We start from the raw sequence: 13,592 nt of genomic DNA, 5'->3' as shown, positions 1-13,592 counted from the left end.
CCGCTGGAGCGCGCTCCAGGTCAAGTACGACGTACCGGCTCAGGCAGAGAGGCACTCCGCCCCGAGCCGATCGGTGTAGAGGTCGATCTTGTACTCGATCGCGGCCAGGTGTGTCTGTGCCTCGGCGAGCTGGGCGAGTACCGCCTCCCGGTGCCCCTGCAGCAGCTCCAGGCGTTCGCGTTCGTTCCCGCTACCTGCGCGCACCAGGTCCGCGTACCGGCGCACCTCCCGGATCGGCATCCCGGTGGCCCGCAGTCGCGTGATCAACTCGATCCAGCGCAGATCCTCTGCTTGGAAGCGGCGGTGCCCGGCACTCGAGCGCGGCACCGGCCGTAGCAGCAGGCCGTCCTTCTCGTAGTAGCGCAACGTGTCCACGGCGAGCCCGAGCCGCTGGGCAGCCTCGGCGATGGTGAGCGACATGGCCCCAGTGTCACTCCTGGAGTGCACTCCAGGGCAAGAGCCTCACGTGAGGTGGTCGAAATCCCCGCGAACCCACGCGATGTGCCGCTCGGCCGAGCGGCGCAGCACTTCTTGCCCGCCGGAGTCGATCACGTTGCCGAAGTTCCCCACGATCCGGTCGAAGGTCAGCGTCTCCAGCTGGGCGGCGATCCGCTCCACCACTGCGGCGGAGAGGGGGATCTTGTTCGGGTAGCTGCGCAGGAACCCCACCGACGCTCGGTCCGGGTTCGGGAAGATGGTGTCCCCGGTGAGTAGCAACCCCCTGCCTTCGGCCCCCTGCGTCCACAACGCCACCGCCGAGCCGGCGAAGTGCCCGCCCACCTGGTGCAACGTGAGCCCGGGCAGCACGTCGTGCGTCCCGGACCAGACCTGCACCCGCTCGTCCGTCCGGCCGAGCCACATCGCATCCGCCTCGGCCACCAGCACCTGCGCATCGAGCGCCCGCGCCCACTCCACCTGTACGCCGAACATGTGCGGGTGGCTGGCGGCCACCGCGAGAACCGGGCCCTGTGCGCGAACCCGGGCAACGCCGTCGGCGTCCAAGAAGCCGGGCGGGTCCCACAGCAGCGAACCCTGCGAGGTGCGCACCAGCTGGGCGGTCTGCCCGATCCCGACGGCGTCCCGTGTGCTGATGCAATGCACGTCCGGTTCAGTCTCGGCCCAGGTGAGCGTGGTGCCCGCCTCAGCCAGCTCGGTCAGGGTGGTCCAGCGTTGCCCACCGACGGGCAGGTACTGGCGTTCGTCTGCGCAGATGGGGCAGACCTCGGGGGCGGGTTCGTCGTATTCCACCGCGCACGTGGCACAGATCAGCATGGTCTGATCGTGGCACGAGACGATCGAGACAGTACTGATGTACGTTTCCGTGTCCCGCATCGGCCTTCTCGCTACATTGGCGCCTGGCCCACCACGCCCACGAAAGGGACCGTCGCGATGTCGCACATGCCCGCCTCCCCGCCGCGAGAGGCATCCGGCCGCCGATCTGGTAGCGCCCGGGTGGCGATCTTGCTCGGTTGTGTGGTGCTGCTGCAGTTCGGCTACCCGGTCACTACCCTCGGGCCGGGCCTGGCTGTGTTGTACATGGTGCTCTACGCCGTGATGCTCGGATTCGGCATCCTCACGGTGCGCGACGAGGGCCAGCATGTGGGCCCGATGGTGGCCGTGACCGGGATCTTCCTCGTGTGTGGCGCGTGGTTCTCGGTGAAGCAGGACAGTACGACGGCGACCGTCGCCATGCTGATCTCCGTCGCCCTCTCGATGGCTGCCCTGATCTACGGCCTGCTGCGTTTCGTGTTCCGGCGCAGGTCTGCACCAGGACTGGACCTCGTCCTGGTGGCGGTCACCGCTTATCTGGTGCTGGGCGGGTTCTTCGGTGCGAGCTTCGCGCTGCTCGAGGTCTTCGCTCCTGGCAGCTTCACCGATCCGCAGGGTGATGGCGGGCCGCTGGGTTGGCACCAGACGTTGTACTACTCCTATGTCACGCTTGCCACGCTCGGCTACGGGGATGTGCTGCCCGTATCGCCGTGGGCGAGGTCGCTGGGGTCCTTCATGGCGGTCGTCGGGACGCTGTACCTGACGGTGGTGGTGGCTCGGCTGGTAGGCATCTGGTCGGCTGCGCCGGCTGACCCCAAGCGGGACTGACGCGGGGTCGCTCGAGTGGCACTCACGAGGGCGGCATGAGTGTCGTGGGCGCCGCCCTGATTTGACACCAGGGCCACCCTCGTCAGTGCTGAAGGCTAGGCTCCCGCCATGCCTGCGCCACCGCTGCCCGAGCTCCTGCTCCCCGACGCCGCCGCCTGGCGCGAGTGGCTGATCGCCCACCACGACACCTCACCGGGAGTGTGGCTGGTGCTCGGCAAGAAGGGGGGCAACGTCACGGCCCTGACCTACGAGGGTGCCGTGCTGGAGGCCCTCTGCGTGGGCTGGATCGATGGCCAGGCGAAGTCCCGCGATGACGCCACCTCGCTGCAGCGCTACACCCCGCGCCGGCCGCGCAGCCGGTGGTCGGCCAAGAACGTCGGGCGTGTGGAGCGCCTGGAAGCCGAAGGCAAGATGCTGCCCGCAGGGCGTGCCGCCGTCGAGGAGGCGAAGGCGGACGGGCGTTGGGAGGCGGCCTACGCAGGTCCGGCGACCGCCGTCGTACCGGAGGATCTGGCCGCAGCGATCGCGGCGAACCCGGATGCCCAGGCGATGTTCGAGGTGCTCACCTCGACGAATCGGTTCGCGATGATCTACCGGGTGGAGAACGTCAAGCGGCAGCAGACCCGGGAGCGCAAGATCGCCGAACTCGTCGCCATGCTGGCCCGGCACGAGACGTTGCATCCGCAGAAGCGCATGCCGCCCGGCTGACTGGAATCACACGTCGAATAGGCGGCTGTGGCGGCGGTGCCAGCACCATTTCGACGTGCGATTCCGCTACGGAAGGAGATCGCGCGTCGCGGATCAGGCTAGCCACTCCTCGACCTCCGGGCCCGGCGCCTGCTGGAGCTCGCGTGGGCCTGAGGAGCGTGCGATTGTTCCGGAACACCGTGCTGCGCATGTCACCTCTCGTGCGCATACGGCACAAGCGTGTACTCACCCCGTCTCGTGGATCGGCCGCGGCGCCCGCAACGTATAGATCGCATACCCCACGATCACCACGAAGCATCCGGCCGGCACGATGTAGGAGAACGCGGAGCCGACGGAGTCCACCAGCTGGCCCTGGAGCAGCGGTACGGTCGCACCGCCCACGATGGCCATCACCAGGCCGGCGGCGCCGAACTTGGTGTCGTGGCCCAGGCCTTCCAGCGCGATCCCGTAGATCGTCGGGAACAGCAGCGACAGACAGGCTGAGAGCGCCACCACGGCCACCAGGCCCACCATGCCCGGCGCCGCCACGGCCACGAGACAACCCACCACGCCAAGGCAGGTCATGACGAGCATCAGCACCCGCGAATCGAACCTGCCCATCAGCGCCACCATCGCGAACCGCGCCACCAGGAACACGATCAGGCTCGCCTGCAACCACCAGTTCGCCGCCGTGGGGCTGGCGCCGATCTGGTCCCGTGCGTAGGTGATCGTGAAGGTCCAGATGCAGGTCTGCGCGGCCACGTTGAAGAACTGGGCCACCACCCCGAAGGAGTAGTGGGTGTTCGTCAGCAGTCGCTTCACCCGTGAGGAGGAACCACGGGTGTCCACCTCGTGGCTGGCCCCGACCTTCAATCCCGGCACCTTCGTGACGGCGATCCCCACCCAGATCAGCACCAGCACCACCGCCAGGCCCACGTACGGGGTCATGACGGCGTCCAGCTCGGTGGTGAGCAGCGCGTCCCGTTCGGCCGGTGGAAGCGTGTCGCGCTCGTCCTGGGTCAGAGGACTGAGGTTCGGTGCGATCAGCAGAGCCGCCAGGAGTACGCCGGTGTTGGTGCCGACCGGGTTGAAGGCCTGGGCGAAGTTCAGCCGGCGGGTCGCGTTGGACTCCGGCCCCATGCTCATCACATACGGGTTGGCCGAGGTCTCCAGGATCGACAACCCGGCGGCCAGGGCGAAGATCGCCGCCAGGAAGAAGCCGAACGTCTGCGCCTGCGCGGCGGGCAGGAACAGGAACCCGCCCGAGGCAGCCAGACCGAGCCCGAGCAGCACCCCCACCTTGTAGTTGAAGCGTTGGTTGACGAATGCTGCCGGCAGCGCGAGCAGGAAGTAGGCGCCGTAGTACGCCGACTGCACGAGCGTGGCCTGCACGGTGGACATGTCGTCGAAGACGGAGGTGAACGTCGAGACCAGGGTGTCGGTCATGTTCGCAGCCGTGCCCCAGGCAGCGAAGCACGCCACCAGCAGCACGAACGGCACCAGCATCCCCGGGTGCAGGAAGCGGTTGTGCTCGTGGTGCAGCGCCGTGTCGAAGTCATTCGGTGAACTCATGAGGCTCCCTCGCCCGAGGTCGGTGGGGGGCAGTCAACCACGCCACCGCCGACTCGGCCGTGTGAATGGCTTCCGGGCGGTAGCGAGCTCATTCCGACGGTGCCGATCACCTGCGTGGACCTGCTCTTGACACATCGAGTTACTCGAGTAGATTTGCGTGACCGACACGCCTCTGAAGGAGCTACACGCATGCCGTTCTCACTGGGAATCGTAGGCGCCGGGCAGTTCGCCGGCGGATTCGCGACTCTGTTCCACGCCCACCCCGGGGTCTCCCGCGTCACCGTGACCGACACGATCGCCGACCGTGCTACCACCCTCGCCCGCGACCTCGGCCTGGCCGGCGTGGAGCCGGACTTCGAAGCGATGCTCGCCTCCGATGTGGACGCGGTGGCCATCTTCACTCAGCGGTGGACCCACGGCCCGCTGGTGGTGCAGGCGCTGCGCGCCGGCAAGCACGTCTACTCTGCGGTGCCCATGGCGTTCACGCGTGAGGAGATCGCCGCGATCATCGACGCGGTCAAGGAGACCGGCCTCACCTACATGATGGGCGAGACCAGCCAGTACAACCCGGTCACCGTGCTCGGGCGGCAGAAGGCAGCCGACGGCGCCTTCGGTCGCGTCTTCTACGCCGAGGGCGACTATGTGCACGATATGGACCACGGCTTCTACGCCGCCTACCAGTACAGCGGCGGCGCGGACTGGAAGCGAACCGCCAGCTACCCGCCGATGAAGTACCCCACCCACGCCATCGGAGGGGTGCTCGGCGCGTGGAACACCCACGCGGTCAGCGTCAGCGCCGTCGGGGTCCCGGACCAGCGCGGCGACGGCGTCTTCGACAAAGAGGTGAGCATGTTCGACAACGACTTCTCCAACGCTTCCGCCTTGTTCGAGACCGCCGACGGCGGCAGCTTCCGCACCAACGAGTTCCGCCGCGTGGGCCTCGCCGGTGCAGTCCCTGAGTCCCGGTTCACCTTCTACGGCACCGAGGGGATCCTCGAGCAGAACTCACTGTCCACGCTCTGGCACAACCGGTCCGGCGTGCTGGAGGACCTCTCCGAGCTGGTCCGGCCCGGGGAGCCGGCACACCAGGACACCGGTGATGCGACACTGGCGAACGTGGACGAGAAGCTGCACGACTCTTTCGTCTCCGGGCATGCCCCGGTGCACGACACCTCGGCGCTGCCGGCCGAGCTCACCGGCCTGGGGAACGGTCACATGGGCAGCCATCACCTGCTTGTGCACGACTTCGTCACCGCGGTCAACACCCAGACCCTCCCCACCGTGAACGCCTGGGTGGCCGCCCGCTACACCCTGCCCGGCCTGGTGGCACACGAGTCCGCACTGCGCGGCGGTGAGCGGCTGCCGATCGACGACTTCGGCGACGCCCCGCAGTGAACCGGCGCGGCGGGTCACCCGGGCCTACCCAGCCGGCCGGTGCGGGCCGTGCCGAGGCCAACCCCGCGCGGGTGACCCGTGCGGACGTGGCCGCTCTGGCCGGGGTGAGCACCGCCGTCGTGAGTTACACCCTCAACGACGGACCGAAGAACGTGGCTCCGGCAACCCGAGCCCGGGTGCTGGAGGCCGTCCGCACGCTCGGATACCGTCCGAACGCCACCGCCCGGGCGCTGCGCCTGGGCAGCACCGGCCAGGTGGGGCTGGTGGTGGCCTCGGTGGGCAATCCGTACTTCGGTGAGCTCACCGACCAGGTGGAGCACGCCGCGGGCGCGCGGGGTCTGGCGTTGCTCGTGCGCACGGGAGGCGACGTGGCCGAGGCGATCGAGCAGCTCGCCGCGCGGCAGGTGGACGGGATGCTGGTCGCCCGGCCGATGGACGCCCGCGGTGCCGCGGCGGCGAAGGTGTCAGGTGTGCCCGTCGTGCTGATCAACGCCGCCACCGCCCCCGAGGGTGTGGCGAGCGTGGGAGTGGACCGGTACGGCGGCGCCCGCGTCGCGGTGACGCACCTGATCGAGCACGGCCACGAGCGGGTCGCCTTCATCGGTGACGCCGCGGGGAACCGGCAGCGCGGGTGGGCGGATGCTCTCGCCGAGGCCGGGCTGGCCGAGGGTCCGCTGGCGAGCCAGCCCTACTCGCGGGAGGGTGGTTACCGGGCCGGGCATCAACTGCTGACCGAGCCCGAACGCCCCACCGCCGTGTTCGTCGCCTCCGACGAGCAGGCGGTGGGGGCGCTGCTCGCCTTCCACGAGGCCGGGGTGCGGGTTCCGGAGGAGATCGCGATGGTCGCCTTCGACGGGTCGGCCGCCTCGGCCTACACCTGGCCGCCGCTGTCCGCGGTGACGCAGCCGATGGAGCAGATGGTGCAGCGGGCGCTCGACATGCTGACCGCCGCTCCGGGGCAGACCGTGCTGGTCCCCGAGCTGGTGCGCCGGCGCAGTTGCGGTTGCTGATCGGGGGCAGCTGATCAGACCAGGTGCACCAGTTCTTCGGGAACCTGCGGCCCGCAGAGTATCCCCAGACGCGTCGTCGGCCGGGTCATCGCCACGTACAAGGCGCTGGAGTTCGACGGACCGCTGCTGGTCCCGCCGGCCAGGATCGCCGCCGGATCCACCACCAGCACCCCGTCGAACTCCAGCCCCTTCGCCTGCAGCGGCGTGAGCACCACACAGCCGGAGGCACCGTCGGTGCGCGCGTCCGGCCCGAACGTGGTGCCGGGAACTGCGAGCTCGGTCGCCATGGCGTACTCCACCAGCCGCTCCGGTGGCACGATCACAGCGAACGTCCCGTCCAGCTGCGCCATCTCGTTCACGACGGCGGCCCCCACCTCGGCGGCAAGGTCACCTCTCGTGGTGCGCACCCACGGCTTCTCCCCGGTGCTGCGTGCGCAGACCGGCGCGGTGGCATCCGGATGGAGCGTGCGCAGCAGCTCGTGCGCAGCGGCCATGATCGGCTCCGGGGTGCGGTAGCTGATCGTCAGTTCCGTGTGCCGCCAGCGACGGTGCCCGAACTGATCGGCCAGCTCTGCCCACGAGGTCGTCCCGGCGACGGCCGACGCCTGGTGCACATCCCCGACCACGGTCATCGACCCGCTCGGCACCCGGCGTAGCACCATCCGCCACTGCATGTGCGTCAACTCTTGGGCCTCATCCACGATCACGTGCCCGTACGCCCAGGATCGGTCGGCCGCAGCCCGCTCGGCCAACGGGCGGGTGTCGCGTTCGGCGAACCGCCCCGCCAGCTCCTCAGCGGAGACGGCCTGTGCCATGCCACCGCCGCTGGCGGCGATCACGCGCTGCGCGTAGCGAATCCCCGCCTCGCGCTGGGCCTGGGCGTTGGCTTCCCGGACGGACTCGTCCTCACCGAGCAGTTCGGCGGCCTCGTCCAGCAAGGGCACGTCCCCGCTGGTCCACCCCGCTCCGGCGGGGCGTAGCAGCGCTTGCTGTTCGTGGGTTTCCAGCAGTCCGGCTGCAGCCCTGGCGAGCCGGGAACGATCGGTCAACAGGTCTTCCAGCAATGACTCCGGGGTGAGGACGGGCCACAGGTCGTCCAGTACTCGTGCGAAGGCCGGGTCCGCGGTGAGTTCGCGGCGCAGTCTCGGTGCCTCGTGCCGTGCCGCGAGTCCGGTCACCTCGGTGCCTGCGCCCTCCACCTTCGCCGGCAGGTGGTCCTCGCCGCGCGCCAGGGCACGATCGAGCCGGCTGATCTCCTCTTCGAACCCGGAGTCGGTGGAGTCGTACAGCGCCTGCTCGCGGGCAAGCACCAGTTCGACCACGTGGTCGAGCACGGTCGTACGGAAGGTGTGCCGTGCGACGTTGTGCGGGTACCCCACGTGCCGCGCGCGTTCGACGGCGTGGTCGAGCACCGCCGTCGTGAGCCGGTAGTCGTCGCCTTGATAGGTGAAGGTGACACCTCCCTGGCTGCCCTGGCCCGCCCGGTTGCCCTGGTGACCCTGCCGGTCGCGCACCGCGGCCGCCACCAGTTGGGCCATCACCGGTCGTGCCTTCACTGTGGCCGTGGCCGGAAGCTCGGCACGGGTGGCAATGATGCCCGGCACCAGTGAGTCCACCGTGGCCAGCACCGCGTGCGTCTCACCGAGCGAGGGCAGCACGTCGTGGATGTAGTCGAGGAACGTGGGGCTCGGCCCGAGCACGAGCACTCCGCGTTCGGCGATCGTCGGGTGGGTGTAGAGCAGGTAGGCCGTGCGATGCAGTGCCACCGCGGTCTTGCCGGTGCCTGGCCCGCCCTGTACGACGAGTACCCCGTCGGGTGAGGATCGGATGATCTCGTCCTGCTCGGCCTGCAAGGTGGCCACGATCTCGTGCATACGGCCGGTTCGCTCCGCCGTCAGGGCCTCCATCAGGGCACCCTCACCGACGAAGGTCGAGTCCTGGTGGCCGTCGCCCAGGAGTTCATCGTTGAGTCCGACGACGGTGCGCCCCCGGGTGCGCAGGTGGCGGCGCCGCACGACGCCGGACCCGCTGCGCGCCGTCGCGGTATAGAAATCGGCCGCCGCCGGAGCGCGCCAGTCCACCAGCAACGGCTCCAGGTCCGCCGACCGCAGTCCCATCCGGCCGATGTACGTGGTGCTGCCGTCCTGCCGGTCCAGGCGACCGAAGCACAGGCCATGCTCGGCATGGTCGAGCGCCCTCGCCCGCTCTTGCAGGCGCGCTACCCGGGTGTCCCGGTCCAGCAGGTCAGCCGGTCCGTCGGCATCGGAGCGGCGGGTCCGGGCCAGCTGGTCGGTGACCTCGGCTCGCTGGGCCTCCACGCGCCGGTAGAGCAGATCGAGGTACTGCTGTTCGGACTCGAGCTCGTGCTTCACGGGTTCCCCTTTCGATCCGGCCAGGTGCCCAACGTCCGGACGAGACCGGTTGTTCCCGTCGTGCCTGACACCCGCGCACGCCGATCGGTAGACTGTCACGCGGTGCGCCGGGAAGTCTGGTCGGCAGAGCCGCAGCGACCCTCTGCAGCGCCCGACCCCTGTACAGGAGCCATATGCCGTCCACCAGCAATCCGTCACGTCGAGACCGCGCCCGTTCCTGGGTGACTCAGGAGACCACCGGGGGCTTCCTCCTCATCGGAGCCGCCGTACTCGCCTTGGTCTGGGCGAACTCCCCGGCCCGGGAGTCCTATTTCTCGCTCACCGAGCTCGTGGTGGGTCCGAGTGCGATCCACCTGGATCTCTCACTCGGCACCTGGGCAGCCGATGGGCTGCTGGCCATCTTCTTCTTCGTGGTGGGCGTCGAGCTCAAACATGAGTTCGTGGCAGGAAGCCTGCGTGATGTGAAGCAGGCAGGGGTGCCGATGCTTGCTGCCGTGGGTGGCATGGCCGTCCCTGCCGCCATCTACGCCGCCGTGGTGGTTCTCGCTGGTGACCCGGGCGCGCTGAGCGGCTGGGCGATCCCCGCCGCCACCGACATCGCTTTCGCGCTCGCCGTGCTGGCTGTCTTCGGCCGCGGCCTGCCCTCTGCCCTGCGAACCTTCTTGCTCACCCTCGCCGTGGTGGACGACCTGCTCGCCATCGTGGTGATCGCCGTGTTCTACACCGACGAGCTCCACCTGCAGTACCTGGCCGTGGCACTCGCCGCGGTGGCCGTCTTCGCTGTGCTGGTGCGGATGAAGGTGATGCGCTGGTACCTGCTGCTACCGCTGGCACTGGTGGCCTGGGCGTTCATGCACGAAGCGGGTATCCACGCCACGATCGCGGGCGTACTGCTGGGCCTGACAGTGCCGGCGATCATCCGGCACGGGGAAGAGCACACCCGCACGCACGAGCTCGAGCACCACATCAAGCCGATCTCCGCCGGGATCGCGCTGCCGGTCTTCGCGTTCTTCTCCGCCGGGGTCTCCGTGGTCGACGGTGGCGGCGTTGGCACCATCCTTGGCCAGCCGGTGGTACTGGCGATCGTGCTGGGCCTGGTGGTCGGGAAGGTGCTCGGTGTGCTCGGTGTGACCTGGGTGGTCACCAAGATCACGCCGCTGCGGCTTCCGGACCGGATCGGTGTGCGCGACCTGCTCCCGGTGGGTCTGCTGGCAGGGATCGGGTTCACGGTGGCGTTGCTGATCGCCGAGCTCTCCTTCACCGACTCCGAGCACACCTCCGGGGCGAAAGCAGCGATCCTCGCCGCATCGCTGGTGGCTGCCGTGTTGGCCGCGATCACGCTGCGCTGGGATGCCGGCGAGAAGCGCAGCCGGGACATGAATGAGGACGGTGTGCTCGACTCCGAGGGCACCGACATCGGTGACCCGGACGAGGAGACCGGCCTGATCGACCCCGACCCGGGTCCCATCCCGACGGAGACGCGGCGCCAGGACAGCGGGGACTGATCGGCGAGTCCGCCGTCCACACTGGTCCCGCTGTGTCAGTCGGTGCGCGGTCGGTGTGACTCCGGCCACCTCCTGCGCCCAGCGGTTGGCGCCCGCACGCAGTCAGGTCTACGTTGCCACTCGTGTCTACTGCAGGCCCGTCGCGCGCTCGCCGCGCGGTCCGGAGCGCCATACGCGCCCTCCCGGTGCCCCAGCACCCTGCCAAGGTGCTCGCGCTCGGGTTCGCGGCGGCGATCGCCATCGGTACCGGGCTCCTCATGCTTCCGGTGTCCGTGGCCGATCCCGCGGCGGGTCTGCCGACGTGGGAAGAGGCGCTGTTCACGGCGACGTCCGCCGTCTGCGTGACGGGGCTGATCGTGGTGGACACCCCGGTCTACTGGAGCGGTTTCGGGGAGGCGGTGATCGCCGTCCTGATCCAGATCGGCGGGTTGGGCATCATGACGGCGGCCTCCCTGCTGGCGATCCTGATGGCCCGCAGGCTCGGTCTGCGCAGTCGCCTCGTGGCCAGTGCGTCGGTGCGCGCCGTCGGCATCGGTGATGTGCGTAGCGTGGTGCTCGGTGTGGCCAAGATGAGCATCGCCATCGAGGGGCTGGTCGCCCTCATCCTGGTCACCCGCTTCCTGGTGACGTACGAGATGAATGGGCCGGCCGCCGTCTGGAAGGGCGTATTCACTGCCATCTCGGCGTTCAACAACGCCGGCTTCGCGCTCGACAGCGACTCGCTGATGGGCTACGCGACCGACCCCTGGGTGCTGATTCCGGTGGCCTGCGCGGTGATCATCGGCGGCCTCGGTTTCCCGGTGCTGTTCGAGTTGCGCAAGCACATCCGGGTGCCGGAACAGTGGAGCATGCACACCAAGCTGGTCATCCTTGGCAGCGTCGCGCTGCTCGTGCTCGGCACGATCACTCTGACGGCGCTGGAGTGGGACAACCCGGACACTCTCGGCGCGCACGAGGTGGGCGGCAAGCTGCTGCTCGGCTTCTTCTCCGCCGTCATGACGCGGACGGCGGGTTTCAATGCCATCGACACCGGTGCGATGAGTACGCAGGCATTGTTCACTCAGGATCTGCTGATGTTCATCGGCGGCGGCCCGGCCGGCACGGCGGGTGGTGTGAAGGTGACGACCTTCCTCGTGCTGTTCTTCATCATCGTCACCGAGCTGCGCGGGGAGACGGCGGTGAACATCTTCGGCCGCAGGCTCTCCCGTGCGGTGCACCGGGAAGCGATCACGGTGGCGCTGCTGGCGGTGGCGGTGGTGGTGCTGGGCACCTGGATCCTGCTGATCGCCACGTCGTTCAGCCTGGATCAGATCCTGTTCGAGGTGGTCTCGGCGTTCGGCACCGTGGGCCTGTCCACAGGTATTACGGCCGATCTGCCCACCGGCGCCCACCTGCTCCTGGTCGCGATCATGTTCGTGGGCCGGCTCGGGCCGATCACCATCGGTTCCGCGTTGGCTTTGCGGACCCGCAAGCTCATGTTCGAACTTCCTAAGGAAAGGCCGATCGTTGGCTGAGAACATTCGCGGGGGAGCTCCCCGCACGTCCCTGAGCCCTTCGGACTCGGTGGTGGTGGCCGGGCTCGGCCGCTTCGGCAGAGCCCTGGCGATCGAGCTCGCGCAGGCGGGCGTGGACGTGCTCGGCATCGACACCAACCCGGAGATCGTCCAGGAGCTCAGCGGGGTGCTGACGCACGTGGTGCGCGCTGACTCCACCAAGAAGGAAGTGCTCGACCAGCTCGCCGTGCCGGACTTCACGCATGCGGTCGTGGGGATCGGCAGCGACCTTGAGGCCTCCATCCTGACCGCCTCGTGGTTCGTTCGCTTCGGCATCGGCAAGGTGTGGGCGAAGGCGATCACCGACCCGCACGGTCAGATCCTTGAGCAGATCGGGGTGCACCATGTGGTCTACCCGGAGTCGGACATGGGTCGGCGGGTGGCGCACTTGCTCCGCGGGTCGATCGCCGACTACCAGGATCTCGGGGGAGGTTTCGCGATGATCACCGCCACGGTGCCGCCGTCGCTGGTGGGCTCCTCGATCGCCACGATCGGGCTGCGCTCCAAGCACAACCTGAACGTGACCGCCGTCCGCAAGCGGGACGCCGGGTGGGCGCACGCCGATGGCGACACGGTGCTGGACTGGGGCGACAAGGTGATCGTGGTGGGACCGGCGGAGAAGGCCGAGCGCTTCATCGATATGGCGTGAGGCCGAGGAGCCCCCGCGGAGGCGTGCCGACGCCAGGAGGTGCGGTGGAGCGAGGCACCGCAGGGATCGCGCGAAGAGGGCTATGGCGTGAGGCCGAGGAGCCCCCGCGGAGGCGTGCCGACGCCAGGAGGTGCGGTGGAGCGAGGCACCGCAGGGATCGCGCGAAGAAGGCTATGGCGTGAGGCCGAGGAGCCGTCGGTGCAGGTTCCGCACCTCGTCCGCGAGGTGCGGGTCGGGCCCATCCACGACGGCGCCCGGTACCACGTGCGTGATGGGTAGCGCCCGTACGGGGCCGGGCGGGATGCCCCACTCGGTGTGCCAGGCGGTCAGTTGTGCCGAGCTGCTGGCGTAGACGATCCGGCCCAGGCCGACCCATCCGTGCGCGGCCGCGCACATTGGGCAGTGCTCGCCCGAGGTGTAGACGGTGGCGCTCGCGCGGTCCGCGGAGCCAAGATTCTGGGCCGCCCACCGGGCGATGGCGAACTCGGGGTGCTGCGTATGGTCGCCACCGGCCACGTGGTTGTGGTCGGCGAACAGCTCGCGCCCGTCGGCCGCGACGAGTACGGAGCCGAACGGCTCGTCCCCGGCTTCCAGGGCGGTGCGGGCCAGGTCCACGCAGCGGCGCAGGTGGCGCCGATCCGTTGTGGTGATCATGTCCGCCATCTTCCTCCGCCGCAGCCGTCTGACTGACACACCTGCGGCAGTGTGAGGCACCGTCGGCGGGGCCGGACATGTGTCATGTCTGCCGGAGA

12 protein-coding genes are annotated in these 13,592 nt (G+C 69.1%); 7 read left to right on the top strand and 5 right to left on the bottom strand.

Annotated elements, in window-relative coordinates; genetic code table 11:
* Positions 1-39 precede the first annotated feature (39 nt).
* Positions 40-420, bottom strand: coding sequence for a MerR family transcriptional regulator (locus IM660_RS19100; RefSeq protein ID WP_193497329.1), 381 nt, complete (start codon positions 418-420; stop codon positions 40-42).
* Between the two features lie 42 nt (positions 421-462).
* Complete coding sequence (locus IM660_RS19095) at positions 463-1,272, bottom strand: hydrolase (protein WP_193497328.1); 810 nt, start codon at positions 1,270-1,272, stop codon at positions 463-465.
* 117 nt (positions 1,273-1,389) lie between these two features.
* Here IM660_RS19095 and IM660_RS19090 point away from each other — a divergent pair, with 117 nt between their 5' ends.
* Together IM660_RS19090 and IM660_RS19085 are read left to right on the top strand one after the other, a co-directional pair.
* Positions 1,390-2,097: a potassium channel family protein gene (locus IM660_RS19090; RefSeq protein WP_210769035.1), complete on the top strand. Its 708-nt coding sequence runs from the start codon at positions 1,390-1,392 to the stop codon at positions 2,095-2,097.
* Positions 2,098-2,205: 108 nt separating this feature from the next.
* On the top strand, positions 2,206-2,805 hold the full coding sequence (locus IM660_RS19085; RefSeq protein WP_193497327.1) for a YdeI/OmpD-associated family protein: 600 nt from the start codon (positions 2,206-2,208) through the stop codon (positions 2,803-2,805).
* A 225-nt stretch (positions 2,806-3,030) separates the two neighbouring features.
* Here IM660_RS19085 and fucP read toward each other — a convergent pair whose 3' ends face one another.
* A complete protein-coding gene (gene fucP / locus IM660_RS19080) occupies positions 3,031-4,356 on the bottom strand; it encodes an L-fucose:H+ symporter permease (RefSeq protein ID WP_210769034.1) in 1,326 nt (441 codons plus the stop codon).
* A gap of 189 nt (positions 4,357-4,545) precedes the next feature.
* Here fucP and IM660_RS19075 point away from each other — a divergent pair, with 189 nt between their 5' ends.
* Both IM660_RS19075 and IM660_RS19070 read left to right on the top strand, forming a co-directional pair.
* The gene (locus IM660_RS19075; protein WP_193497326.1) at positions 4,546-5,751 is read left to right on the top strand and encodes a Gfo/Idh/MocA family protein; all 1,206 of its coding nucleotides are present in this window, start codon (positions 4,546-4,548) and stop codon (positions 5,749-5,751) included.
* 71 nt (positions 5,752-5,822) lie between these two features.
* Entirely contained in the window at positions 5,823-6,761 is a 939-nt protein-coding gene (locus IM660_RS19070) for a LacI family DNA-binding transcriptional regulator (RefSeq protein WP_193497325.1), read from the top strand.
* A gap of 14 nt (positions 6,762-6,775) precedes the next feature.
* Here IM660_RS19070 and IM660_RS19065 read toward each other — a convergent pair whose 3' ends face one another.
* Positions 6,776-9,133, bottom strand: coding sequence for a HelD family protein (locus IM660_RS19065; protein WP_193497324.1), 2,358 nt, complete (start codon positions 9,131-9,133; stop codon positions 6,776-6,778).
* 221 nt (positions 9,134-9,354) lie between these two features.
* Between IM660_RS19065 and nhaA the strand changes: the two genes are divergently transcribed.
* The 3 genes from nhaA to IM660_RS19050 all read left to right on the top strand — a co-directional run bounded on the left by nhaA (position 9,355) and on the right by IM660_RS19050 (position 12,840).
* On the top strand, positions 9,355-10,638 hold the full coding sequence (nhaA, locus tag IM660_RS19060) for a Na+/H+ antiporter NhaA (RefSeq protein ID WP_246465041.1): 1,284 nt from the start codon (positions 9,355-9,357) through the stop codon (positions 10,636-10,638).
* 185 nt (positions 10,639-10,823) lie between these two features.
* The gene (locus IM660_RS19055; RefSeq protein ID WP_246465040.1) at positions 10,824-12,152 is read left to right on the top strand and encodes a TrkH family potassium uptake protein; all 1,329 of its coding nucleotides are present in this window, start codon (positions 10,824-10,826) and stop codon (positions 12,150-12,152) included.
* Positions 12,145-12,840, top strand: coding sequence for a potassium channel family protein (locus IM660_RS19050; protein WP_210769033.1), 696 nt, complete (start codon positions 12,145-12,147; stop codon positions 12,838-12,840). The genes IM660_RS19055 and IM660_RS19050 overlap by 8 nt, the downstream gene beginning before the upstream one ends.
* Positions 12,841-13,011: 171 nt before the next feature.
* Here the strand turns inward: IM660_RS19050 and IM660_RS19045 are convergent, their stop codons facing one another.
* Positions 13,012-13,494 (bottom strand): nucleoside deaminase, encoded by a 483-nt coding sequence (locus tag IM660_RS19045; RefSeq protein WP_193497322.1) that lies wholly within the window; start codon positions 13,492-13,494, stop codon positions 13,012-13,014.
* Between the last annotated feature and the right edge of the window lie 98 nt (positions 13,495-13,592).

Source organism: Ruania alkalisoli (assembly GCF_014960965.1).
In the GTDB taxonomy this organism is placed as follows: Bacteria; Actinomycetota; Actinomycetes; order Actinomycetales; family Beutenbergiaceae; genus Ruania; species Ruania alkalisoli.
The sequence above is the reverse complement of the archived record's forward strand: the minus strand, read 5'-3'. Positions and strand labels throughout refer to the sequence as shown.

Coding starts and splice junctions, on each gene's coding strand:
- IM660_RS19045 (WP_193497322.1), bottom strand. CDS start 13,494: ATGATCACCACAACGGATCGGCGCCACCTGCGCCGCTGCGTGGACCTG.
- IM660_RS19090 (WP_210769035.1), top strand. CDS start 1,390: ATGTCGCACATGCCCGCCTCCCCGCCGCGAGAGGCATCCGGCCGCCGA.
- IM660_RS19095 (WP_193497328.1), bottom strand. CDS start 1,272: ATGCTGATCTGTGCCACGTGCGCGGTGGAATACGACGAACCCGCCCCC.
- IM660_RS19075 (WP_193497326.1), top strand. CDS start 4,546: ATGCCGTTCTCACTGGGAATCGTAGGCGCCGGGCAGTTCGCCGGCGGA.
- IM660_RS19085 (WP_193497327.1), top strand. CDS start 2,206: ATGCCTGCGCCACCGCTGCCCGAGCTCCTGCTCCCCGACGCCGCCGCC.
- fucP (WP_210769034.1), bottom strand. CDS start 4,356: ATGAGTTCACCGAATGACTTCGACACGGCGCTGCACCACGAGCACAAC.
- IM660_RS19100 (WP_193497329.1), bottom strand. CDS start 420: ATGTCGCTCACCATCGCCGAGGCTGCCCAGCGGCTCGGGCTCGCCGTG.